We start from the raw sequence: 21,099 nt of genomic DNA, 5'->3' as shown, positions 1-21,099 counted from the left end.
AGCTACCTTATGTCTTCCGTTTGTCACGCCTTTACCCTGGAGTTGTCATGAACATCGCCGCTTTGCGCGAGCAGATCACCCGTGCCCGTCAACATGAGACCGAAACCGGCCAACTGAAAGAGCAACTCGAAAAACAGCTGCCCCACCTGCATCCTTCAATCCATTTGCCAGAGGCCGATGCCCAAGGCGCCCTGGCGCGCTTCGTCGGCGCTTATATCGATCAGGTTCCGGAACTGCTGGAAGCGGCCAATGACGTTGCCCGCGAAGCCGGCATCGAGTCGCAGATCAAACCGGTGCTGAAAATCGCCGAACAGTATTTCCTGCAACCGCCCACCATCACCAATACCCACCTGGGCCTGGGCTGCCTGCTGGATGAGGCCTACCTGGCCCACCGCCTGGTGGAAGAAGTTAACGATCTGTACATCAAGCACTTCAACCAGCCGCTGATCCCGCTGGACACCACCGTGGCCAACCTGATCGCCCATCAACTGATTGGTGAAGACTTTGCCAACCAGCTGGATGAAGTGGTGCACCACTCGGTGGATGAGATGCTCAATGACCAGAGCTTTGCCCTGGAGTCAGTCGAACAGTACCGCGACAAGCTCAGCAGCCCGGACACTGGCGAAGCCTGGAAGCGCTGGCCGTGCCTGTCGCGGCAGTTGGGTGTGGGCCTGGAGCTGGATCAATCCGCTTGATATTGATGCGCCAGCATCGCCGGCAAGGCCGGCTCCCACCGGTTCAGTGCAGAGCCCGAGCGGGGTGTGGGAGCTGGCATTGCCAGCGATGGCAACACCGCTGAATCCAGATCAGGCCCCCAACCCCGCCGTCGTGCGCACTCGCCCCTCGACCCGGCGCTTGAGTCGTCGCTGCTCGATCAGCAACCGCGAACCCTTGCCGGCGTTGGCCCGCCCCCAGTCCTCGAGCAGCTCCAGGCAGGAGTGGTCGATGTAGCTGAGGTTGGCCAGTGGCACATGCAGGGTGGTCCCGGGCGGAATGCCTTCAAGCACCTGGGCCAGCGCGGGCACCTTGAGAAAGGTCGCCGCGCCGCTCAGGCGCAGCTCCAGATGGCCCGGTTGATCAAGGCTGACCACGCTGATTTTCAGGCGTGCGGCCTTGAGCGCCAGCTTCAGCAGGGTCAGGGCAAAACCGAGCAACACGCCGGTGAGCAGGTCGGTGAAGATGATTGCCAGCGCAGTCGCGGCATAGGTCAACATCGGCATGCGTCCATAGCGCCCGAGCCCGCGAAAGGCCTTGAAGTCGACCAGCTTGACCCCGGTGTAGACCAACACACCGGCCAGGCTCGCCACCGGAATCTGCTGCAGCACGCTGCTCAACACCACCACGAAGGCCAGCAACCAGACCCCGTGCAGGATCGCCGACAGGCGCGTCTGCGCGCCGGCCTGGACGTTGGCCGAGCTGCGCACGATTACCCCGGTCATCGGCAACGCACCGAGTACCCCACAGAGCATGTTGCCCAGCCCCTGCGCCGACAGTTCACGATCGAAGTCCGAACGCTGGCCGTTATGCATGCGATCGACCGCAGCGGCAGAGAGCAGGGTTTCGGCGCTGGCTATAAAGGCCAGGGCGAAAGCGGCGACCAGCAGGTTCGGGTCGGCGAGGTTGAGCAGGTCAGTCGGGCGCAGCCAGTCGATGGCTTCGCTCAGGTTCGCCGGCACTTCGACGCGGTTCACCGGCAATGCCAGCCAGATGCTGATTGCTGTCATCAAGGCCACGCCAAGCAAGGCCCCCGGAACGAATCGTAGCGACTGCGGGCGCAAGCGCTCCCAAGCCCACATGATGGCAATGGTGCCAAGCCCGAGCGCACCGGCCTGCCAGCCATTGCCCCGGCTTTCCAACGGCAGCGCCTGAGTCAGGGTTGCCGGAAAGCCCAGCAGGTTGGCCAGGCCCGAGGGTTGGGGGGCGCTGTCGAACATCACATGCACTTGGGACAACACGATCAGCACGCCGATACCGGCGAGCATGCCGTACACCACCGCCGGCGCCGTGACCCGAAACCAGCAGCCCAGGCGCAAGCGCCCGGCGAGCAATTGCAGCAGGCCGGCCAACAGCAGGATCGGGCCGAGCATCGCCACGCCGTGCTGGCGCACCAGTTCGAACACCAGCACCGCCAGGCCGGCTGCCGGACCGCTGACCTGCAACGGCGAGCCGGCCAGCCAACCGACGACAATGCCGCCGATGATCCCGGTGATCAGGCCCTTGGCCGGCGGCATGCCCGAGGCAATGGCGATGCCCATGCATAAGGGCAGGGCGACCAGGAACACCACCACCGAGGCCAGCAATTCACGCGGCAAAGCCGCTTTCACTTGTGTCTTGTTCACCCTGTCACTCCTTCTTTCACGATTCATGGCCATTCCAATGGCCGCTGGCACAACCCCTGACACACGCGCAGGCACACACCGCCAGCGGGCGCCGGCAAGGCAGTCAGGGAAATTCAAGGCAGCCGATGACCAGGCCGCACCAGGCAGGTGCGGCCGTCAATCAGCTATTCGCGGGGGTGTCTGGAACGCTTAGTAGCGTCCTCTGGGTGTTGCGCAGGGGATCGGCTGACCTTGGGCAAGGGGCAGGAAGCTGTCGCTTGCCGCGTCGTAGGCTTCGATCTGGCTGGTTTCGATGTCGTAGATCCAGCCGTGAATAAACAGCTGGCCAGCCGCCAGGCGCGAGGCCACCGAAGGGTGGGTGCGCAAGTGGTGCAGCTGGGCGATGACGTTTTCCTTGGTCAGCACCTGCATGCTTTCATGCTCGCTGCCACAGGAGCAGTTGTCTTCGACCACCGTGCGGGCGACCTCGGCATGGCGCAGCCAGGCTTTGACCGTCGGCATCTTCTCCAGGCTCTGGGGGTTGAGCACCGCGCGCATGGCGCCACAATCGGAGTGACCGCAGACAATGATGTGGTGTACGCCGAGGGCCAGCACAGCATATTCGATGGCGGTGGATACGCCGCCGTTCATCTGCCCGTAAGGTGGCACGACGTTACCGACGTTGCGGGTCACGAACAGATCGCCAGGGGAGCTCTGGGTAATCAACTCGGGCACGATGCGCGAGTCGGCACAGGTGATGAACATCGCACGGGGCTTTTGCGCGGTGGCGAGTTTCTTGAACAGCTCCTGCTGCTCGGGAAAAACGTCGTGATGGAACCGCAGAAAGCCGTCGACGATATGCTTCAGGGCGGCATCGGCGCTCTCGGTGGGGGTTTCCGGGACGGCCTTGGATGGGTCCTTGACGGGCATGATTCATCCTCTTTGACGGTTTTAGGTTAAGTCCATTTTACCGGGTTGATGATTCAAACGGCGTATGACAGTTGGATGAAATACGCGCGCCAACAATCACATCAGTTGCTGGCTGAATTCCTACGCTACTCGGCGAAACTTAACTCAAACTGAATTGCGAGGCTCTAGTACGGGCGTTCCAGAGATTCAAAGAGTTGCCAGGATAATATCAAAAAAACATTAATGGCCAATACCCATTATTGAAATCAGAGCAGTGACATCTGCCCGCCAGGGGGGCAAAACGCACTGCAATCAAGCGCGTAGCCTTCGCGCCGGTTCAGCCCCAGGCGGCGGATCGCCTTGCTGAAGCGTTGCGCCAGCAACTCGGCAAATACCCCTTCGCCGCGCATGCGCGCACCGAAGCGGCTGTCGTACAACTCACCACCGCGACTCTGGCGGATCAAGCTCAGGACATGATTGGCCCGTTGCGGGTAATGGTCCTGCAGCCATTGCTCGAACAGCGGCGCGACCTCCAGCGGCAGGCGCAACATCATGTAGGCCGCGCTCAGGGCGCCGTTGGCCTTGGCCGCCTCGAGCAAGTGCTCAAGCTCGCTGTCGTTGATCATCGGGATCATCGGCGAGCACAACACCCCCACCGGAACACCAGCCTCAGTGAGCACCCGGATTGCCCGCAGCCGTGCCTTGGGTGCTGCTGCCCGTGGCTCCAGGGTGCGTTTTAGTTCGTCGTCCAGCGTGGTCAGGCTGATCATCACCTGCACCAGACGCTGCTGGGCCAGTTCGGCAAGCAGGTCAAGGTCACGCAGGATCAACGAGCCTTTGGTGACAATGGTGACCGGATGGCGATAACGCAGCAGCACTTCCAGCAGTCGGCGAGTCAGCTTTTGCTCGCGTTCGATGGGCTGGTAGGGGTCGGTGTTGGAGCCCAGGTTGATCGGCGCGCACACATAGCCCGGCTTGCTCAATTGCTGTTCGAGCACGGCGGCGGCGTTGGTCTTGGCAATCAGCTTGGTTTCGAAGTCCAGCCCCGGCGACAGGTCCCAATAGGCATGGCTGGGCCGCGCATAGCAGTAGATACAGCCATGCTCGCAGCCGCGATAAGGGTTGATCGCACGATCAAAAGGCAGGTCGGGCGAGTTGTTGCGGGTGATGATGCTCTTGGCGGTTTCGATGCGTACTTCGGTGCCCTGGGTCAGGGGCACTTCCTGGTACCAACCGTCATCCTCGGCCACCGAGCGATTCGGGGCGAAGCGGTTATGGGGATTGCTCGCGGTGCCACGACCCCGCACCGGTCCTTGAGGATTGAACATGAAAAACCCCGAATACTGTTTTTATATACAGTACACGGGGCTTGCGTTCGATTCCAGTACCGCTGGGCGCCAGCCGAAAACGCTGGCGCTGGCGCGTTTACTCGGTTGACTTCTTCAACTTCGGATTAGGGAAGAACTGTACCGTCTGCACCGTAGCCGCAGCCGGTTTCACCTCGACCTTGTTGACCCGGGTCCCCAGTTCCTTGGGCACCGACAACCCTTTCTCGTTAAGGGTGTCGGAAAACCCGCAGGCCACGCACTCACGGTGCGGAACGCTGTCTTCGCTCCACATCATCAGTTTGTCCGGCTCGCTGCACGCCGGGCAGACCGCCCCGGCGATAAAGCGCTTTTTCGTTATCACAGGCCCATCACTCATGCCGCCACTTCCTCACTCAAGCCGCTATGGCGCAAGAGTGCATCGATTGACGGCTCGCGGCCACGGAAGTCGACGAACAGCAGCATCGGCTCCTGGGAACCGCCACGGGCCAGGATCGCTTCGCGGAACGCGCGACCGGTGTCGGCATTGAGCACGCCTTCTTCTTCGAAGCGCGAGAAGGCGTCGGCCGACAGCACTTCAGCCCACTTGTAGCTGTAGTAACCGGCTGCATAACCACCGGCGAAGATATGCGCAAAGCTGTTGGGGAAGCGGTTGTACGCAGGTGGGCGCATGACCGAGACCTCGTCGCGGATGCCTTCGAGCACTTGCAGTACACCGCGGCCGTCGCCGTGGCTGGCGTGCAGTTCGAAGTCGAACAGCGAGAATTCCAGCTGGCGGACCATCATCAGCCCGGACTGGAAGTTCTTTGCCGCCAGCATCTTCTCCAGCAAATCCTGGGGCAGGGCTGCGCCAGTTTCGTAGTGACCGGAAATCAGCGCCAGGCCTTCAGGCTCCCAACACCAGTTTTCCATGAACTGGCTCGGCAGCTCGACCGCATCCCAGGCCACACCGTTGATACCGGAAACACCGGCATGCTCGATACGGGTCAGCAGGTGATGCAGGCCATGGCCGAATTCGTGGAACAGGGTGGTGACTTCATCATGGGTCAGCAGCGCCGGCTTGCCAGGGGCGGCCGGGGTGAAGTTGCACACAAGGTTGGCCACCGGGCTCTGCAACTGGCCGTCAGCGGTCAGGCGACGGTCGCGGGCGCCGTCCATCCAGGCACCGCCGCGCTTGTTGGCACGGGCGTAGAGGTCGAAGAAGAAGCGCCCGACGTGCTGGCCGTGCTCCTTGATTTCGAACAGGCGCACGTCCGGATGCCAGCTATCGAAGCCCTTGAGCTCGGCAATCTCGATGCCGTACAGGCGCTGGACGATGGTGAACAGGCCGGTCAGCACCTTGTCGATCGGGAAGTAGGCGCGCAGGGTTTCCTGGGAAACGCTGTAGCGCTGTTCACGGAGTTTTTCCCCATAGAAACCGCTGTCCCAGCTTTGCAGGTCCGGGCACCCCTGCTCGGCGGCATAGGCCTTGAGCTGGGCCAGATCCTGGGTGGCAAACGGCTTGCTGCGCTTGGCCAGGTCACGCAGGAAGCTCAGCACCTGATCGCTGGACTCGGCCATCTTGGTCGCCAGGCTCAGCTCGGCGAAGTTCTGGTAGCCCAATAGTTGAGCCAGTTCCTGACGCAGATCGAGGATCTCGCCCATCACCGGACCGTTGTCGAACTGGCCGGCGTTAGGGCCCTGATCGGAGGCGCGGGTGCAGTAGGCGGCGTAGATTTCCTCGCGCAGGGCGCGATCTTCAGCGTAGGTCATCACCGCGTAGTAGCTGGGGAATTCCAGGCTGATCAGCCAGCCATCGAGGCCCTTGGCCTGGGCGGCGGCAGCCATCTGTGCCTTGGCCGAGTCAGTCAGGCCGGCCAGTGCCGCTTCGTCGGTGACGTGCTTGGTCCAGGCCTGGGTGGCGTCCAGCAGCTGGTTGGAGAAGCGGCTGCCCAGTTCGCTGAGCTTGCTCTGAACTTCGGCATAACGTTGTTGCTTATCGGCCGGCAGGTCGATACCCGACAGGCGGAAGTCACGCAGGGCGTGTTCGAGAATTGTCTTTTGCGCCACATCGAAGCCGGCGGCTTCGGGGCTGGCGATCAACGCTTCATAGGCCTGGAACAGCTCGCGGTTCTGGCCCATTTCGGTGGCGTAGGCGCTCAACGCCGGCAGGCAGGCCTCGTAGGCTTCACGCAGTTCGGCGCTGTTGCACACGGCATTGAGGTGGCTGACCGGACTCCAGGCGGCGCCCAGGCGGTCGTTGAGTTCGTCCATGGCCAGGATCAGGCCGGCCCAGCTTGGGTGCTTGCCCTGGGCCTGGAGGATGTCGGCAATGGCTTTACGGTTGTCGGCCAGGATCTGTTCAATCGCCGGCTGCACATGCTCGGCACGGATCGCCGAGAAGGGCGGCAAGTCATAAGACTGCAGAAGCGGGTTGTTCGCACTCACGGTTAAACACCTTGGCAGAAGAAACACTTCCCCATCTTAATTACAATCGACGCCGACCGCAGCCCTATCCATACCAAAGAGAATTCCTATCATGGCCATCCGTAGCTTCCAGCATCACACTCCCAGGCTTGGCGAGCGTGCCTTTGTCGACCGCAGTGCCGTGGTGCTGGGCGATGTCGAGATCGGCGCCGACAGCTCGGTGTGGCCATTGACGGTGATCCGCGGCGATATGCACCGCATCCGCATCGGCGCGCGCACCAGTGTCCAGGACGGCAGCGTGCTGCACATCACCCATGCCGGGCCGTTCAACCCGGATGGTTTCCCGCTGCTGATCGGCGATGAAGTAACCATCGGTCACAAAGTCATGCTCCATGGCTGCACCCTGGGCAACCGCATCCTGGTCGGCATGGGCAGCACCATCATGGATGGTGCAATCGTCGAAGACGAAGTGATCATCGGCGCCGGCAGCCTGGTGCCTCCGGGCAAGCGCCTGGAAGGCGGTTTTCTCTATGTCGGCAGCCCGGTCAAACAAGCTCGCGCCCTGACCGAGAAGGAGCGCGCGTTCTTCCCCTACAGCGCCGGCAACTACGTCAAACTCAAGGATCAGCACCTGGCCGAAGGCTACCACCTGCCCGAGTGAACCTGCCCACAGCCTATTCGAGACTGCCATGCACCAGCAAAACATCCTCTTCGACCTCGACGGTACTCTGACCGATCCGCGATTGGGCATCACCCGCTCGATCCAGTACGCACTGGCCAAGCTCGGCATCGATGAGCCGGACCTGACGCGCCTGGAACACTTCATCGGCCCGCCGTTGCTGCAGGCGTTCATGCAGTTCTATGACTTCGATGAGGCCAAGGCCTGGGACGCGGTGAACTTCTATCGCGAGCGCTTCAAGGTCACCGGCCTGTACGAGAACCAGGTGTTCGACGGCGTCAGTGAAATGCTCGAAACCCTGCAAGGGCAGGGCCGCACCCTGTACATCGCCACCTCCAAACCCTGGGAATTTGCCCGCGAGATCGCCCGGCACTTCGATTTTGCCCGGCACTTCAAGGTGATCTACGGCAGCGAGCTGGACGGCACCCGCACCAACAAGGTCGAGCTGATCCGCCACCTGCTGGCCGAAGAAGCCCTGGACCCTGCGCACACCCTGATGATCGGCGACCGCAAGCACGACCTGATCGGCGCGCGCAGCAACGGCCTGGAAGCGGTAGCGGTGGGTTATGGCTTTGGTAGCCATGAAGAGCTGACAGCGGAGCAGCCGGCTTATCACTTTGCTACGTTGGCGGAACTGCATCAGGCTTTTCAGCGCGGCTGAGGCCCCTATCGCGGGGCAAGCCCGCTCCCAGTGGAGGAGCGGGCTTGCCCCGCGATGCTTTTCAGCGCCTGCTGACGCTGTTCAAGGGGCAGCCGCCCGAAAGCTTCTACTCGCTGATAAAACACCTGCCAATCGCCCCCCACCTCGGCAAACAGCTGCGCAAACGCCGGCACCCACTGGTCATACAGGCCAAAGGGCAGCAACTTGGCATTGTTCATCGGCGCATTGATCCAGGCGTCATAGCGCCCGACACCGCCCCATTGGCTATCGCGCAAGGCCCGGTACTCACGGCGCAAGCGTTCGAACTCGGCCTGCTTGCCAGCGCGCTTGGCGGGCTCGGTCAGCGGCGCCGCGTACAAGGCTTTGAGCCGTTCGCGGCTGGCCAGCACCAAGCCGACGAACTGCTCGCGCTGCTGGCTGCCAGCCTCGGCCAGCGCTGGCAGACTCCGCGCCGCTCGCCATTGACGGGTACCTTCCTGCTCGACAAACGTGGCGAAGGACTCGTTGAACGCAGTGTCGTCCTGTACATAGACCCGTTGGTGGGCCAACTCATGGAAGATCACCGTGGCCAGGCGTTCATCGCCCCAACCAAGCATCGAACTGAGGATCGGGTCGTCGAACCAACCCAGGGTCGAATAAGCTTCAACGCCACCCACATACACATCCAGCCCTTGCTGTTTCTGCAGCGCCGCCGCTCCTCGCGCCGCACCCTGGCTGTAATAACCGCGGTAGGCAACGCAGCCGGCGATGGGGAAGCAATGGGTTTGCGGCTCAAGTGAAAACTCCGGTGTGGCGAACACATTCCAGACCACATAGGGCCTGCCGATGTCGGCATACACCCGGTAACTGCGGTTGTCCGGCAGCTTCAAACGCGCACTGGCGAAGGCCCGGGCCTGCTCGGCATGCAACAAATGCTGGCGCAATGCGCTGTCGGTGGCCGGGTCGGCTACCAGTTCGGCGACCGGCTGGCGTGCCTGCAACAACTGCCACTGACCACTGGCCAGTTGCCCGTAGTAACTGACACTGGTGCAACCGTTCAGCAGTCCAATGGCCAGGAAGGGAACCAAGTAGCGAAAAATGTGGTCGAGTGACACATGACTTGAGCGCAACAAAAAAAATAGTCGAAGCATTCGTATCCCGTCATCCGCTCAAGTACTCGTCAGCTTCAAGACTATCCTGCCCGGCTGGAGTTTTGCCATGCGTACACTGCTTGTCATCAGCGGTCTTCTGCTTCTGTCCGGCTGCGCCGGCCTGCCCGATCCCGACCCCAACCAGGCCTGGATCGACCTCGCACCGGGCCAGGATGACACCCTGCATGCCATGGAAATTGACGAACGTGCCTGGGCCGACAAACGCTATTTCGAGGTACCGCCAGGCAGCCATGAGCTGACCGTGCGCTATCTCTTCCCGGTTACCCCAAGCAATATCGGCCCGGTCGACGAGCCGCTGTGGCGCGATTGCCAGCTGAATGTGAAGTTCAAGGATTTCAGTGCCGGCCAGCGTTATCAGCTTGAGGCCGGCAGCATCGGATTCCGCCCCTGGGCCAAGCTCTATGACGAACAGCGCAAAGTGGTCGGCAAAGGCCAGCCGGCGGGCTGCCAGCGTACCTAAAGGCGTGAATGGCGCTATGCTTATGCTTTGTAACCCGCACGTCGGAGTTCGCCATGCGCCAGCCTATGATGCTGCTCGCAATCAGTACCCTGGGAGCTTGCGCCAGCCCCCTGCCACCTGTGGATAACAAGCAGGCCTGGGTCGACCTTTACACCATCACACCGGGCAAACTGGTGATGGCCGAACAGCTTGATGGCCAGCGCCTGACCGATGGCCGGTTCTTCCAGGTCACGCCCGGCGCACACGAGTTGGTGGTGAGGTTCGATTACGAAATCTACTCCGGTGGTTTCAGCACCGACCCGACCGAGCGTACCTGTTACCTGACGGTCAAATTCGCCCATTTCGAGGCCGGTCAGCGCTACCGCCTGGAAGCCCGGGCACCGGCCATGCAGCCCAGTGCCTACCTCTATGACGCTCAGCGCAAGGTCGTGGCCGAGGAATCGAACGACATCTTCTGCACACCCTGATACCTAGCGATCATTCTTTTGATAGATGATCTTCTTGGTGCCGTTTTCACAGCTGCCAACCACCATGTTCTGGTCTTTGACTTCGTCATTGCTGACAATTTCCAGGGTGTAGGAACTCACGTTGTTGGCCTGGATCTTCGCCTCAATCTCGGCCTTGAGCTCTTCACAGTTCTTGGTCGCGGCCAACGCAGACGTTGCCAGCAGCGAAGCGAGCACAGCGATTGCAACACGGATCATGGGACAGCTCCTTGTGGCGGCAGACGTTCTACCGACCCTCATTTGACCACAAGAAGCGCGTCCCGGTTCTGCCTTAACTCAGCAGCGTCGCATCCAGGCTGATTTTCGCGTTGAGCACTTTCGATACCGGGCAACCGGCCTTGGCCTTGTTGGCGATCTCAAGAAACTGCGCTTCGCTGGCCCCGGGCACCTTGGCCTTTAGGATCAGGTTCACGGCGGTAATGGCAAAGCCATCTGGCAGTTTGTCGAGGGTCACTTCAGCAATGGTATCGATGCGTTCTGCGGTCAATCCGGCCTCACCGAGCATCATCGACAGGGCCATGGAGAAACAGCCGGCATGCGCCGCACCGATCAATTCTTCCGGGTTGGTGCCCGGCTGGCCCTCGAAGCGGGTGTTGAAGCCATAGGGGTTCTGTTTAAGCGCGCCACTTTCCGTAGAAAGCAGGCCCTTGCCGTCCTTCAAGCCACCTTGCCAGATAGCCGATGCTGTTTTTTTCATAATGCCTCCTGAGCTCCGTGGGACGCGTGATATCGCGCCTTGCCTTAAATTCAGAGATCCTTGACTCAGGCAAGTTCAGACGGATTACAAACCCTGGCATTGATTCCTGCAGATGTGCCCATACAGAGCTAGAAAGGCCGTTGGGTTATTTCGGCCAATCGACTGCCCAGGAGGCTCAAACGCCCATGAAGCGACTTGCGGATATCAAGATCTCCACCCTCGACCTGGTACCAGTGCGTGCCGACAGCGGCCCGGCGCAGTCCCTGCGCAACTCGCTGGACCTGGCGCAACATGTCGAAAAGTTTGGCTACAACCGCTTCTGGGTGGCCGAGCACCACAACATGGATGGCATCGCAAGTTCTGCAACCTCGGTACTGCTCAGTTACCTGGCCGGTGGTACGTCGACCATTCGCGTTGGCGCCGGCGGGGTAATGCTGCCCAACCATGCGCCGCTGGTGATCGCCGAACAGTTCGGGACCCTGGCCAGTCTTTACCCCGGGCGTATCGACCTGGGCCTGGGGCGCGCACCCGGCTCCGACCAGATGACCGCCCGCGCCCTGCGCCGCGAACGCTCTGGCAGTGCGGACGACTTCCCCGATGATGTCGAAGAACTGATGCGTTACCTGGGCCCGCGCACACCGGATCAGAAAGTCATTGCCGTGCCGGGATACGGTACTGAAGTACCGATCTGGTTACTGGGTTCGAGCCTGTTCAGTGCGCAATTGGCCGGAATGCGCGGTTTACCCTACGCCTTCGCTTCGCATTTCGCCCCGCGCTACATGCACGAAGCGATTCGCGTGTACCGCAACCACTTCCAGCCTTCGGCCGTGCTCGACAAGCCCTACGTGATGCTCGGTGTACCCCTGGTGGCGGCCGAGACTGATGAACAGGCTGATTACCTGGCCACCTCGGTGTATCAGCGCATCCTCGCCCTGATGCGCGGCCAAAGCCTGGTGCAACGTCCGCCGGTAGAGACCATGGACGGCCTGTGGCTGCCTCATGAGCGTGAAGCGGTGGGCAGTTTCCTTGGCCTGGCGATGGTGGGTAGCCCAGAGAAAATCCGCGCCAAGCTTGAGGTGCTGCTGGAGCAAACCGAGGCTGATGAGCTGATCTTTACCTGCGATCTGTATGAGCATGCAGACCGGATTCGGTCTTATGAGCTGCTGGCGCAGACGGTGCTGGGCGGCTGAGGGCCCTATCGCGGGGCAATCCAGCTCCTACAATCAGGTAGGAGCGGGATTGCCCCGCGATGGATTCAATATCGATCAGCCGCGCTTGTAGACGATTTCCTTGGTACCGCCTTCGCAGCTACCCACGACCTTGCCACCAGCGGCAGCGCCTTTATCGACGATCTCCAGCGAGTAGCCGCTGACGCCCTTGGCGTCGATCTTGGCGGCTATCTCAGCTTTCAACTCTTCACATGGCTTGCCGGCTGCCAACGCGGTACCCGCCAACGTCATCAAACCTATCGCTACTACTAACTTCTTCATCGATCGCTTTCCTTGTTCAGATCAAAGTAGAGAAGGGCGCCAGGAGGGCCGGGCGCCTCAGACTGTGTAACGCAATTGACCCGCACAAGCCAGTGTCGCCGCTTCAGCTATTGACGATGCGAAAGCCCACCTTGAGCGTGACCTGAAAATGCGCGGCCTTGTTGTCCTTGATATGGCCACGGGTGTCGACCACCTCGAACCATTCAAGATGCTTGATGCTTTTGCCTGCCTCGGCCAGGGCGTTGTTGATCGCCTCTTCAATGGAAGTAGGCGACGAGCCGACAAGCTCGATTTTCTTGTAGGTGTGGTGATCTGACATGGCAACCTCCTTTTTTAATGTGAGATAGAGCCTAGCAGCGCCGGGCTGATTTACCTGCGAGGGGTAAATACCGCTAAAAGTTCGACTGCACTTTCCCAACACCCTGTAGTCGGAAACTACACAGCTCAACTCAACCTCGAAGGAGAGTCACCATGGCCAACACCTCGCTGCGCAAAGCTTCGCTGCAAAGCATGGAAGCGGAAATCGAAAGCCTGCTCAAGTCCCTGGAAAGCCTCAAGGACGATGCCTCGGATGAGTCGCGCAAAACCTTGAAGACGCTCAAGGGCAACGCCGAGAATGCCCTGCGCCATTCGCGCAGCCTGCTCAGCGATGCCTACGAAGACGTCAAAACCAAGACCCGCCAGACTGGCCTCGCCACCCGCGACTATGCCCAGGAGCACCCTTGGACCACCGCCGGTGTCGCCGTTGGCGCCCTCGGCCTGTTGGCCGCGTACCTGCTGTGCAAACGCGGTAACTAAGCGGCCTGGCGCGCCAGCTCGGCGCGCAACCAGCCGGCTAATTGCTCGGCGCGCCCGTCTGCGGCGCGTCGCGGCACCCACAGGGCCAGCGCGGCCTGTGTTTCACAAAATCCCCAGGGTGCAGCCAGACGGCCGGCCCGCAGATCGTCGGCTACCAGCGGTTGCGGTGCAATCGCCACACCCAGCCCCGCCACTGCCGCCTCCAGCAAGTAATACAGATGCTCGAAATCCTGCCCGTAGCGCAGCGCCTGCGGGTCTATACCCTGCTGCGCGGCCCAGCTTGGCCAGGCTTGCGGGCGAGAGGTGGTCTGCAACAGTGTTTCAGCCAGCAGCGCCTCAGCCGGCGCCTGCTGCAAGCGGTTGAAGCCGGGGAAGTGCGGGCTGAGCACCGGGCCAATGCGCTCCTGGGCCAGCACATGAACCTGCATGTCCGCCGGCCACGGTGGCTCGGCAAACACCAGCAGGGCGTCCAGCCCCGGGCGGCGCGGGTCGAGATCACCTTCACCGGCCGACAGGTGCAGGCGCAGTTGCGGCAGGTCCGCCTTCAGCCGGCCCAGCCGCGGGATGAACCAGCGTGCCAGCAAGCTACCGGAACAGCCGAGGACGAACGGCGCATCGGCGCTGCTCTGGCTCAGTTCGGCGCACACCCCGCGCAGACGCTCGAACGCGTCGCTGCTGGCATCGCGTAAACGCACACCCGCATCTGTGAGTTTAAGGCCGCGCCCTTCCTTGACGAACAACGCCACCCCAAGGTGTTCTTCAAGCACCTTCAATTGCCGGCTTACCGCACCGTGGGTAACGTGCAGCTGCTCGGCCGCCTGGCTGACGCTGTTGAGCCGGGCAGTGGCTTCAAAGGCCCGAAGGGCATTGAGGGGAGGCAGGTCCTGGCGCATGACGTGTGAGTTTTCCTGACATGTTGTCGCAATCTTATCGGTTTTCAGTTGCGCGTGTCGTGGTTAGAGTAAAGCCATTCCCGACTTCACTACCGCCCTGGAGCGACCCATGACCCAGACCAACTTCCGCGCCGGCCCCGATGCCAACGGCCTGTTTGGCGCATTCGGCGGCCGCTACGTGGCAGAAACCCTGATGCCGCTGGTGCTCGACCTGGCCCGCGAATACGAGGCGGCCAAGGCCGACCCGGAGTTCCTCGAGCAACTGGCGTACTTTCAGCGCGACTACATCGGCCGGCCCAACCCGCTGTATTTCGCCGAACGCCTGACCGAACATTGCGGCGGCGCGAAGATCTTCTTCAAGCGTGAAGAGCTCAACCACACCGGCGCGCACAAGGTGAACAACTGCATTGGCCAGGTACTGCTGGCCAAGCGCATGGGCAAAAAACGCTTGATCGCCGAAACCGGAGCCGGCATGCACGGTGTGGCCACTGCCACCGTCGCCGCACGCTTCGGCCTGCCTTGCGTGATCTACATGGGCGCCACCGACATCGAGCGCCAGCAAGCCAACGTATTTCGCATGAAGCTGCTGGGCGCCGAAATCGTCCCGGTCACCGCCGGTACCGGCACCCTCAAGGACGCGATGAACGAGGCTTTGCGTGACTGGGTCACCAACGTCGACGACACCTTCTACCTGATCGGCACCGTGGCCGGCCCGCACCCGTACCCGGCAATGGTCCGCGACTTCCAGTCGATCATCGGCAAAGAAACCCGCGAACAGCTGCAAGCCAAGGAAGGGCGCCTGCCCGACAGCCTGATCGCCTGCGTCGGCGGCGGCTCCAATGCCATGGGCCTGTTCCACGACTTCCTCGATGACGCCAGCGTGCAGATCATCGGCGTCGAAGCCGGTGGCCATGGCGTCGACACTGACAAGCATGCCGCCAGCCTCAACGGTGGCGTGCCGGGCGTACTGCATGGCAACCGCACCTACCTGCTGCAGGATGCCGACGGCCAGATCACCGACGCCCACTCGATTTCCGCCGGCCTCGACTACCCCGGCATCGGCCCTGAACACGCCTGGTTGCACGAAGTGAAACGCGTCGAGTACGTCAGCATCACCGACGACGAAGCCCTGGCCGCGTTCCACACCACCTGCCGCCTGGAAGGCATTATTCCGGCCCTGGAAACCTCCCATGCCCTGGCCGAAGCGATCAAACGCGCGCCAACCCTGCCCAAGGATCACCTGATGGTGGTGTGCCTGTCCGGGCGCGGCGACAAAGACATGCAAACCGTGATGAGCCATATGGCCGCCCAGGAGAAACAGGCATGAGCCGTCTTGAACAACGCTTCGCCGAACTGAAGGCCGAAGGCCGCTCCGCACTGGTCACCTTCATCACCGCCGGCGACCCTGGCTACGATGCCTCGCTGGAGATCCTCAAGGGCCTGCCGGCTGCTGGCGCCGACGTGATCGAGCTGGGCATGCCGTTCACCGACCCGATGGCCGACGGCGTGGCAATTCAGCTCGCCACCCTGCGCGCCCTGGAAGCCGGCCAGACCCTGGCGAAAACCCTGCAGATGGTCAGCGAGTTCCGCGTCGGCAACCAGACCACGCCGATCGTGCTGATGGGCTACTACAACCCGATCCACCGCTTTGGTGTCGAGGCCTTCGTGGCCCAGGCCAAGGCAGTGGGCGTGGATGGCCTGATCATCGTCGACCTGCCGCCAGAGCATGATGCCGAGCTGGCTACCCCGGCCCAGGCCGCAGGTATCGACTTCATCCGCCTGACCACCCCGACCACCGACGACGTGCGCCTGCCGCGCGTGCTTGAGCGCAGCTCGGGCTTCGTCTACTACGTGTCGGTTGCCGGCGTGACCGGTGCCGGTTCAGCGACCACCGAACACGTCAGCAGCGCCATCGAGCGCCTGCGCCGGCACACCGACCTGCCGATCAGCGTCGGCTTCGGTATCCGCACGCCAGAGCAGGCAGCTGCCATTGCCAAACTGTCAGATGGTGTAGTGGTAGGCTCGGCGCTGGTGGACAAGATTGCCAATGCCAAGAATGCCGAACAGGCCGTGGGTGATGTGCTCGAGCTGTGCTCGGCGTTGGCCCAGGGTGTGCGGGGTGCGCGCAAGGCTTGAGGCAGCGCCTCAATCGCCGGCAAGCCGGCTCCCACAGGACAGCGGCGATCTTCGGATCACTCCGGTACCTGTGGGAGCTGGCTTGCCAGCGATGGTAAAGCTCGAAATTTCAAGGCTGTTGAAAGATCGAAAGATTCAAAGGCCGCACCGCTCCCATCCAGATCGCATGATCGCGATGATCGGCCAGCTCATCCCCGGTCAGCGGATGCAGAAACACCACCAGCCCATGGCGATACAACGCCAGCCAGGGCAACACCACGCCCACCACCTCAGGCCCGAAGGCCAGCTGGCAGCTCCAGTCCGGGTGCGGTCCGACCGGCTTCTGATGCATGCGGCCCATGCTCACCGGAAACAGCCGAGCGGCTTCTTCACACAGTTGCCGGGCCTGTTCCATGGTGCTGGCGTCATAGTAGATATGGGCGTGATAACCCTTGATCCTCTGCACGAAAACTCCTGAATCATAACGAACCCGCAGCGCGCTGCGCGGGTCAAATGATCACCCGCTGCCAATGGAGTGATCTGGTGAAAAATGCCGAAACCCCAGTGTTCAAACTGGCCCTGCTCGGAGGACTGAGCAGCCTGGGCAGCGCCCTGATGGCCGAATTGCTCAAGCGCCAGCACGAGGTGATCGCCGTGGTCGATGACCTCAACAGCCTGGCGCCACGCCCCGGCTTGCACTTCAAGACCGGCGGCCTGGACAACCCCGATCAGGCTGAACAAAGCGTAGCCGGCGGTTCGGCGGTGATCTGCCTGCTGGCGGCACTGGCGCCTGACGACTTTGCCGCGCAGCTGCGCATGAGCCAAGCGCTGATCGCCGGCATGGCCCGCACAACTATACGCCGGCTGCTGCTGGTGGGCGATTTCGACGTGCTGGATCACAGCGAAGGGCACAGCGAGCAGCAACGGGCCTGCGCCGACCAGATCGTCGACCTGTTGCAGCGCAGCCCGCTGCACTGGACCTTGGTCAATACTCCACAACAGGTTGCTGGCCTGGGTATCGAGCATTTTCACCAGACCCACGGCACCCTTGAGCCGGGCCTGGCCGAGCCACTGCAACGCCTGGCCCGGGTGGCGGCCGCCATGGTTGATGCCCTGGAGCTGAAGCTGCACCACGGCGAACACGTGAACTTTGTCTTCTGACCCGGCTTGCACCCAAGCGCCCGACATCGCACCCTGAACAGCTTCCACCTGCGATAGAGACCCTTCATGGCCTGGCCCGACCGCCACCAACTGCTGCCGTTTCTCACTTGGCTGCCGCGCCAGACCCGAGCCAGTGTGCGCCGCGATCTACTGGTCGGCCTGAGCGGGGCGATCCTGGCCTTGCCGCAATCAATCGCCTACGCCCTGATCGCCGGGCTGCCTGCCGAGTACGGGCTGTACGCGGCGATTGTGCCGGTCATGATCGCCTGCCTGTGGGGTTCTTCCTGGCACCTGATCTGCGGGCCGACGGCAGCGATCTCAATCGTCCTCTATGCCAGCGTCAGCCCGCTGGCGGTCGCTGGCAGCAGCGACTACATCACCCTGATCCTGCTGCTGACCTTCCTCGCCGGGGTGTTTCAGTGGTTGCTGGGGCTGCTGCGCTTTGGTGCGCTGGTCAATTTTGTCTCGCAATCGGTGGTGCTGGGCTTCACCCTGGGTGCTGCGGTGGTGATCGCGCTTGGGCAACTGCCCAACTTGCTGGGGATGAACCTGCCCAGCCAGGCCACGGCATTGAAAACCCTGCAAAACTTGCTGGATCACGCCGGGGAGGTGGATTGGCCTTCACTGTTGCTGGGCCTGGGTACCGTACTGCTGGGCGTTGCGGTAAAGGTAATGCGCCCGCGCTGGCCCGGCCTGTTGATAACCTTGGCGGTTGCCAGCTTGCTGGTCTGGTCGCTGCCAGGCGTTTTTGGCCACGTGCAATTGGTCCCCGGCTTCATCGGCCAGTTGCCACCGCTGAGCCCGTTGCCACTGCTGGACCTGGAACTGATCCTGCGTCTGCTACCCAGCGCCGTCGCGGTAGGCATGCTCGGTCTGGTTACCAGCCTGTCGATTGCCCGCTCGCTGTCTTCACGCTCCGAACAGCTCATCGATGCCAATCAGGAGATCCGCGCCCAGGGCTTGTCGAACATGGTCGGGGGGTTCTTCTCCGGCTACCTGTCGTCCGGTTCCTTCACCCGCTCCGGGCTCAGCTATGACGCTGGCGCCCGTTCGCCCTTGGCCGGAGTGTTTTCCGCCCTGTGGGTAACTTTATTTGCGGTAGCAGGGGCGGGACTGATCGCGCATATCCCGATCCCGGCCATGGCCGGCAGCATCCTGCTGATCTGCTGGGGACTGGTGGATCGTCGGGTGATCCGCGCACTATTTCGGGTCAGCCGCTCGGAATTTCTGGTCATGGCCCTGACTGCTGCCGCCACCTTGCTGCTGGAGCTGCAAACAGCAATCTACGCCGGGGTACTGGCGTCGCTGTTTTTCTACCTCAAGCGTACTTCGCGGCCACGGGTGCAGCAGTCTCGTGAAGGCGATGCCGATGTGCTGCGGGTGGGTGGCTCGATCTTCTTCGGCGCCAGCCATTACCTGCAGGTACGCCTGCAACGCTGCCAGGGCCCGCAGGTGGTGATCGATGCGCGGCAGATCAACTTCATCGACTATTCCGGGGTCGACATGCTCCACCGCGAAGCCCGGCGACTGGGCCGTGCGGGCGGCAGCCTGACGCTACAACGGGCGCGCCCGCAAGTGATCGAGGAATTGCACAAGCTCGAAGGGGCAGCGAACTGCCCGATCCGCTTCAAAGATTAGCCGCGCGCCAGCTGGCGGCGCAGTTCATCCAGCACCGGGGCAGTGTCGGGGCGCACGCCACGCCAGATGAAGAACGCCTCGGCGGCCTGTTCGGCAAGCATGCCCAGGCCGTCCAGGACCTTGGCGGCCTGGTGCTCGCTGGCCCAGCGGCAGAAAGGCGTCGGCTCCTTGCCATACATCATGTCGTAGCACACGGTTTTACCCGGCTCGATCAGGCTGGCGGAGATCGGCGGCAACTCGCCGGCAAGGCTCGCCGAAGTGGCGTTGATGATCAGGTCGACCGGCTCTTCAAGCCAGTCGAAACCGCTGGCAGCCACCGGCCCCAGGTCGGCGAACTCACGGGCCAGTTGTTCGGCTTTTTCCACCGTGCGGTTGGCGATCACCAGCGAAGCCGGATTGTGCGCCAGCAATGGCTCCAGCACCCCACGCACGGCACCGCCGGCGCCGAGCAGCAGGATGCGCTTGCCGGTCAGTTGCACGCCGGCATTGACGGTCAGGTCGCGCACCAGGCCGGCACCATCGGTGTTGTCGCCCTGCAGGCTGCCGTCGGCGAGCTTGCTCAGGGTGTTGACCGCCCCCGCACGCTTGGCCCGTGGCGTCAGGCTATCGACCAGGCGATAGGCTTCTTCCTTGAACGGCACGGTGACGTTGGCGCCCAGGCCCTGCTTGAAAAAGCCTTGGGCACACATGCTGAAATCATCCAGTGGCGCCAGCAGCGTGCTGTACTCCAGCTGCTGGCCGGTCTGGTCGGCGAACAGGCGGTGGATCAGCGGCGACTTGCTGTGGCCGATCGGGTTGCCGAATACAACGTACTGGTCCATTCACGCGGTTCCTGGGTCAAGGTCGGGCAGGGCCGGAAAGTTATCCACAGCGGTTCAGTGGCTGGTCCTGGCCTCGCCAAGCCAATCACGGTCCTGCAGGAAATACTCGGTCAGACGTGCTTCTTCGCTGCCTGGCGCGGCCTTCCAATCGTACCCCCAACGCACTTGCGGTGGCAGCGACATGAGGATCGATTCGGTACGTCCGCCCGATTGCAGGCCGAACAGGGTGCCACGGTCGTAGACCAGGTTGAACTCGACATAGCGGCCGCGACGGTATTCCTGGAACTCACGCTGCTCGGCGGTATAGGGCTGATCCTTGCGGCGCTGGACGATCGGCAGGTAAGCCTCGACATAGGCGTCGCCGATGGCGCGGATGAAGGCGAAGCAGGTGTCGAAGTCCCATTCGTTGAGGTCATCGAAGAACAGGCCGCCAATGCCCCGTGGCTCGCCGCGGTGCTTGAGGTGGAAGTAGCGGTCGCACCAGGCTTTGTAGCGCGGATAGACGTCGGCGCCAAAAGGCGCGCAGGCGCGCTCGGCAACCTGGTGCCAATGCACACAGTCTTCTTCGTTGCCGTAGTAAGGGGTCAGGTCGAAGCCGCCGCCAAACCACCAGACGGCTTCTTCACCTTCTTTCTCAGCGATGAAAAACCGCACGTTGGCGTGGGAAGTCGGCACATGCGGGTTGTGCGGATGGATCACCAGCGACACGCCCAGGGCTTCGAAACCGCGCCCAGCCAGCTCCGGCCGGTGGGCACTGGCCGAGGGTGGCAAACCGCTGCCGAACACGTGGGAGAAGTTCACCCCGCCTTTTTCGATGACCTTGCCGTCGCCGATCACCCGGGTTCGCCCGCCACCGCCGGCCTCGCGCGTCCAGGCGTCCTCGACAAAGCGGGCGCCGCCGTCTTCGTTTTCGAGGGCGGTGCAGATACGGTCTTGCAGGTCGAGCAGGTAGGCTTTCACGGCCTCGGTGCGGCTAGTCATCAGGTCACCTGGAAGCGGGCTAAGGCAAATTCGGCGCGTAGCATACCACCGGCGGCAGGCGGGCCGCAGTTGACGGCGATCAAGCAAAGG

25 protein-coding genes are annotated in these 21,099 nt (G+C 62.3%); 11 read left to right on the top strand and 14 right to left on the bottom strand.

Going from position 1 to position 21,099, the window contains the following annotated elements; all coding sequences use genetic code 11:
- Positions 1-47: 47 nt before the first annotated feature.
- Entirely contained in the window at positions 48-695 is a 648-nt protein-coding gene (locus tag ABM562_RS05550) for a hypothetical protein (protein ID WP_115084479.1), read from the top strand.
- A gap of 111 nt (positions 696-806) precedes the next feature.
- On the opposite strand, the gene ABM562_RS05545 is transcribed toward ABM562_RS05550, so the two are convergent.
- From ABM562_RS05545 to prlC, 5 genes are all read right to left on the bottom strand, one after another.
- Entirely contained in the window at positions 807-2,366 is a 1,560-nt protein-coding gene (locus ABM562_RS05545; RefSeq protein ID WP_167458854.1) for a SulP family inorganic anion transporter, read from the bottom strand.
- Between the two features lie 162 nt (positions 2,367-2,528).
- Positions 2,529-3,248 carry a carbonic anhydrase gene (locus ABM562_RS05540; RefSeq protein WP_115084482.1) on the bottom strand — a complete coding sequence of 240 codons (720 nt, stop codon included), beginning with the start codon at positions 3,246-3,248 and terminating at the stop codon, positions 2,529-2,531.
- Between the two features lie 245 nt (positions 3,249-3,493).
- Positions 3,494-4,555 carry a PA0069 family radical SAM protein gene (locus ABM562_RS05535; RefSeq protein ID WP_115084484.1) on the bottom strand — a complete coding sequence of 354 codons (1,062 nt, stop codon included), beginning with the start codon at positions 4,553-4,555 and terminating at the stop codon, positions 3,494-3,496.
- 97 nt (positions 4,556-4,652) lie between these two features.
- Positions 4,653-4,931, bottom strand: coding sequence for a YheV family putative zinc ribbon protein (locus ABM562_RS05530; RefSeq protein WP_460421098.1), 279 nt, complete (start codon positions 4,929-4,931; stop codon positions 4,653-4,655).
- Positions 4,928-6,979 (bottom strand): oligopeptidase A, encoded by a 2,052-nt coding sequence (prlC, locus tag ABM562_RS05525; RefSeq protein WP_010222657.1) that lies wholly within the window; start codon positions 6,977-6,979, stop codon positions 4,928-4,930. Before prlC ends, ABM562_RS05530 begins: the two co-directional genes overlap by 4 nt.
- A 91-nt stretch (positions 6,980-7,070) precedes the next feature.
- Here prlC and ABM562_RS05520 point away from each other — a divergent pair, with 91 nt between their 5' ends.
- Positions 7,071-7,619, top strand: coding sequence for a gamma carbonic anhydrase family protein (locus ABM562_RS05520; RefSeq protein ID WP_115084488.1), 549 nt, complete (start codon positions 7,071-7,073; stop codon positions 7,617-7,619).
- Between the two features lie 28 nt (positions 7,620-7,647).
- Positions 7,648-8,298, top strand: a complete 651-nt coding sequence (locus ABM562_RS05515) for an HAD family hydrolase (RefSeq protein ID WP_115084490.1) — start codon at positions 7,648-7,650, stop codon at positions 8,296-8,298.
- A gap of 5 nt (positions 8,299-8,303) precedes the next feature.
- Here ABM562_RS05515 and ABM562_RS05510 read toward each other — a convergent pair whose 3' ends face one another.
- Positions 8,304-9,428 carry an aminopeptidase gene (locus tag ABM562_RS05510; protein ID WP_460421095.1) on the bottom strand — a complete coding sequence of 375 codons (1,125 nt, stop codon included), beginning with the start codon at positions 9,426-9,428 and terminating at the stop codon, positions 8,304-8,306.
- A 67-nt stretch (positions 9,429-9,495) separates the two neighbouring features.
- Here ABM562_RS05510 and ABM562_RS05505 point away from each other — a divergent pair, with 67 nt between their 5' ends.
- Both ABM562_RS05505 and ABM562_RS05500 read left to right on the top strand, forming a co-directional pair.
- On the top strand, positions 9,496-9,909 hold the full coding sequence (locus ABM562_RS05505) for a PA0061/PA0062 family lipoprotein (protein WP_115084493.1): 414 nt from the start codon (positions 9,496-9,498) through the stop codon (positions 9,907-9,909).
- 53 nt (positions 9,910-9,962) lie between these two features.
- Complete coding sequence (locus tag ABM562_RS05500) at positions 9,963-10,376, top strand: PA0061/PA0062 family lipoprotein (RefSeq protein WP_460421092.1); 414 nt, start codon at positions 9,963-9,965, stop codon at positions 10,374-10,376.
- Between the two features lie 3 nt (positions 10,377-10,379).
- Here the strand turns inward: ABM562_RS05500 and ABM562_RS05495 are convergent, their stop codons facing one another.
- The gene (locus ABM562_RS05495) at positions 10,380-10,613 is read right to left on the bottom strand and encodes a DUF1161 domain-containing protein (RefSeq protein ID WP_038997857.1); all 234 of its coding nucleotides are present in this window, start codon (positions 10,611-10,613) and stop codon (positions 10,380-10,382) included.
- Between the two features lie 73 nt (positions 10,614-10,686).
- A complete protein-coding gene (locus ABM562_RS05490) occupies positions 10,687-11,112 on the bottom strand; it encodes an OsmC family protein (RefSeq protein ID WP_093377662.1) in 426 nt (141 codons plus the stop codon).
- 185 nt (positions 11,113-11,297) lie between these two features.
- On the opposite strand from ABM562_RS05490, the gene ABM562_RS05485 reads away from it, so the two are divergent.
- Entirely contained in the window at positions 11,298-12,302 is a 1,005-nt protein-coding gene (locus ABM562_RS05485) for an LLM class flavin-dependent oxidoreductase (RefSeq protein ID WP_115084497.1), read from the top strand.
- 75 nt (positions 12,303-12,377) lie between these two features.
- Here the strand turns inward: ABM562_RS05485 and ABM562_RS05480 are convergent, their stop codons facing one another.
- Together ABM562_RS05480 and ABM562_RS05475 are read right to left on the bottom strand one after the other, a co-directional pair.
- Positions 12,378-12,602, bottom strand: a complete 225-nt coding sequence (locus tag ABM562_RS05480; RefSeq protein WP_460421090.1) for a DUF1161 domain-containing protein — start codon at positions 12,600-12,602, stop codon at positions 12,378-12,380.
- A gap of 103 nt (positions 12,603-12,705) precedes the next feature.
- A complete protein-coding gene (locus ABM562_RS05475; RefSeq protein WP_010222667.1) occupies positions 12,706-12,921 on the bottom strand; it encodes a dodecin in 216 nt (71 codons plus the stop codon).
- A 152-nt stretch (positions 12,922-13,073) separates the two neighbouring features.
- Between ABM562_RS05475 and ABM562_RS05470 the strand changes: the two genes are divergently transcribed.
- Entirely contained in the window at positions 13,074-13,400 is a 327-nt protein-coding gene (locus ABM562_RS05470) for an ElaB/YgaM/YqjD family protein (protein ID WP_460421088.1), read from the top strand.
- On the opposite strand, the gene ABM562_RS05465 is transcribed toward ABM562_RS05470, so the two are convergent.
- The gene (locus ABM562_RS05465) at positions 13,397-14,293 is read right to left on the bottom strand and encodes a LysR family transcriptional regulator (protein ID WP_166675760.1); all 897 of its coding nucleotides are present in this window, start codon (positions 14,291-14,293) and stop codon (positions 13,397-13,399) included. The genes ABM562_RS05470 and ABM562_RS05465 overlap by 4 nt on opposite strands.
- 109 nt (positions 14,294-14,402) lie before the next feature.
- Between ABM562_RS05465 and trpB the strand changes: the two genes are divergently transcribed.
- Together trpB and trpA are read left to right on the top strand one after the other, a co-directional pair.
- The gene (trpB, locus tag ABM562_RS05460; protein ID WP_038997863.1) at positions 14,403-15,620 is read left to right on the top strand and encodes a tryptophan synthase subunit beta; all 1,218 of its coding nucleotides are present in this window, start codon (positions 14,403-14,405) and stop codon (positions 15,618-15,620) included.
- Complete coding sequence (trpA, locus tag ABM562_RS05455) at positions 15,617-16,429, top strand: tryptophan synthase subunit alpha (protein ID WP_115084504.1); 813 nt, start codon at positions 15,617-15,619, stop codon at positions 16,427-16,429. Before trpB ends, trpA begins: the two co-directional genes overlap by 4 nt.
- Before the next feature lie 109 nt (positions 16,430-16,538).
- Here trpA and ABM562_RS05450 read toward each other — a convergent pair whose 3' ends face one another.
- Complete coding sequence (locus ABM562_RS05450) at positions 16,539-16,874, bottom strand: DOPA 4,5-dioxygenase family protein (protein ID WP_115084506.1); 336 nt, start codon at positions 16,872-16,874, stop codon at positions 16,539-16,541.
- Positions 16,875-16,951: 77 nt separating this feature from the next.
- Here ABM562_RS05450 and ABM562_RS05445 point away from each other — a divergent pair, with 77 nt between their 5' ends.
- Both ABM562_RS05445 and ABM562_RS05440 read left to right on the top strand, forming a co-directional pair.
- Positions 16,952-17,569 (top strand): NAD(P)-dependent oxidoreductase, encoded by a 618-nt coding sequence (locus ABM562_RS05445; RefSeq protein WP_115084995.1) that lies wholly within the window; start codon positions 16,952-16,954, stop codon positions 17,567-17,569.
- Between the two features lie 66 nt (positions 17,570-17,635).
- Positions 17,636-19,207 (top strand): SulP family inorganic anion transporter, encoded by a 1,572-nt coding sequence (locus ABM562_RS05440; RefSeq protein ID WP_115084508.1) that lies wholly within the window; start codon positions 17,636-17,638, stop codon positions 19,205-19,207.
- Here the strand turns inward: ABM562_RS05440 and aroE are convergent.
- Both aroE and hemF read right to left on the bottom strand, forming a co-directional pair.
- Positions 19,204-20,028: a shikimate dehydrogenase gene (gene aroE / locus ABM562_RS05435; RefSeq protein WP_115084510.1), complete on the bottom strand. Its 825-nt coding sequence runs from the start codon at positions 20,026-20,028 to the stop codon at positions 19,204-19,206. The genes ABM562_RS05440 and aroE overlap by 4 nt on opposite strands.
- Positions 20,029-20,082: 54 nt before the next feature.
- Entirely contained in the window at positions 20,083-21,009 is a 927-nt protein-coding gene (gene hemF, locus ABM562_RS05430) for an oxygen-dependent coproporphyrinogen oxidase (RefSeq protein ID WP_115084511.1), read from the bottom strand.
- Positions 21,010-21,099 lie beyond the last annotated feature (90 nt).

The organism is Pseudomonas sp. ZL2 (assembly GCF_054788455.1).
The sequence above is the reverse complement of the archived record's forward strand: the minus strand, read 5'-3'. Positions and strand labels throughout refer to the sequence as shown.

Coding starts and splice junctions, on each gene's coding strand:
- ABM562_RS05465 (WP_166675760.1), bottom strand. CDS start 14,293: ATGCGCCAGGACCTGCCTCCCCTCAATGCCCTTCGGGCCTTTGAAGCC.
- ABM562_RS05500 (WP_460421092.1), top strand. CDS start 9,963: ATGCGCCAGCCTATGATGCTGCTCGCAATCAGTACCCTGGGAGCTTGC.
- ABM562_RS05540 (WP_115084482.1), bottom strand. CDS start 3,248: ATGCCCGTCAAGGACCCATCCAAGGCCGTCCCGGAAACCCCCACCGAG.
- ABM562_RS05475 (WP_010222667.1), bottom strand. CDS start 12,921: ATGTCAGATCACCACACCTACAAGAAAATCGAGCTTGTCGGCTCGTCG.
- ABM562_RS05530 (WP_460421098.1), bottom strand. CDS start 4,931: ATGAGTGATGGGCCTGTGATAACGAAAAAGCGCTTTATCGCCGGGGCG.
- ABM562_RS05470 (WP_460421088.1), top strand. CDS start 13,074: ATGGCCAACACCTCGCTGCGCAAAGCTTCGCTGCAAAGCATGGAAGCG.
- ABM562_RS05495 (WP_038997857.1), bottom strand. CDS start 10,613: ATGATCCGTGTTGCAATCGCTGTGCTCGCTTCGCTGCTGGCAACGTCT.
- ABM562_RS05515 (WP_115084490.1), top strand. CDS start 7,648: ATGCACCAGCAAAACATCCTCTTCGACCTCGACGGTACTCTGACCGAT.
- ABM562_RS05520 (WP_115084488.1), top strand. CDS start 7,071: ATGGCCATCCGTAGCTTCCAGCATCACACTCCCAGGCTTGGCGAGCGT.
- trpA (WP_115084504.1), top strand. CDS start 15,617: ATGAGCCGTCTTGAACAACGCTTCGCCGAACTGAAGGCCGAAGGCCGC.
- aroE (WP_115084510.1), bottom strand. CDS start 20,028: ATGGACCAGTACGTTGTATTCGGCAACCCGATCGGCCACAGCAAGTCG.
- ABM562_RS05485 (WP_115084497.1), top strand. CDS start 11,298: ATGAAGCGACTTGCGGATATCAAGATCTCCACCCTCGACCTGGTACCA.
- ABM562_RS05490 (WP_093377662.1), bottom strand. CDS start 11,112: ATGAAAAAAACAGCATCGGCTATCTGGCAAGGTGGCTTGAAGGACGGC.
- ABM562_RS05550 (WP_115084479.1), top strand. CDS start 48: ATGAACATCGCCGCTTTGCGCGAGCAGATCACCCGTGCCCGTCAACAT.
- ABM562_RS05440 (WP_115084508.1), top strand. CDS start 17,636: ATGGCCTGGCCCGACCGCCACCAACTGCTGCCGTTTCTCACTTGGCTG.
- ABM562_RS05480 (WP_460421090.1), bottom strand. CDS start 12,602: ATGAAGAAGTTAGTAGTAGCGATAGGTTTGATGACGTTGGCGGGTACC.
- hemF (WP_115084511.1), bottom strand. CDS start 21,009: ATGACTAGCCGCACCGAGGCCGTGAAAGCCTACCTGCTCGACCTGCAA.
- ABM562_RS05505 (WP_115084493.1), top strand. CDS start 9,496: ATGCGTACACTGCTTGTCATCAGCGGTCTTCTGCTTCTGTCCGGCTGC.
- ABM562_RS05545 (WP_167458854.1), bottom strand. CDS start 2,366: ATGAATCGTGAAAGAAGGAGTGACAGGGTGAACAAGACACAAGTGAAA.
- ABM562_RS05535 (WP_115084484.1), bottom strand. CDS start 4,555: ATGTTCAATCCTCAAGGACCGGTGCGGGGTCGTGGCACCGCGAGCAAT.
- ABM562_RS05510 (WP_460421095.1), bottom strand. CDS start 9,428: ATGCTTCGACTATTTTTTTTGTTGCGCTCAAGTCATGTGTCACTCGAC.
- trpB (WP_038997863.1), top strand. CDS start 14,403: ATGACCCAGACCAACTTCCGCGCCGGCCCCGATGCCAACGGCCTGTTT.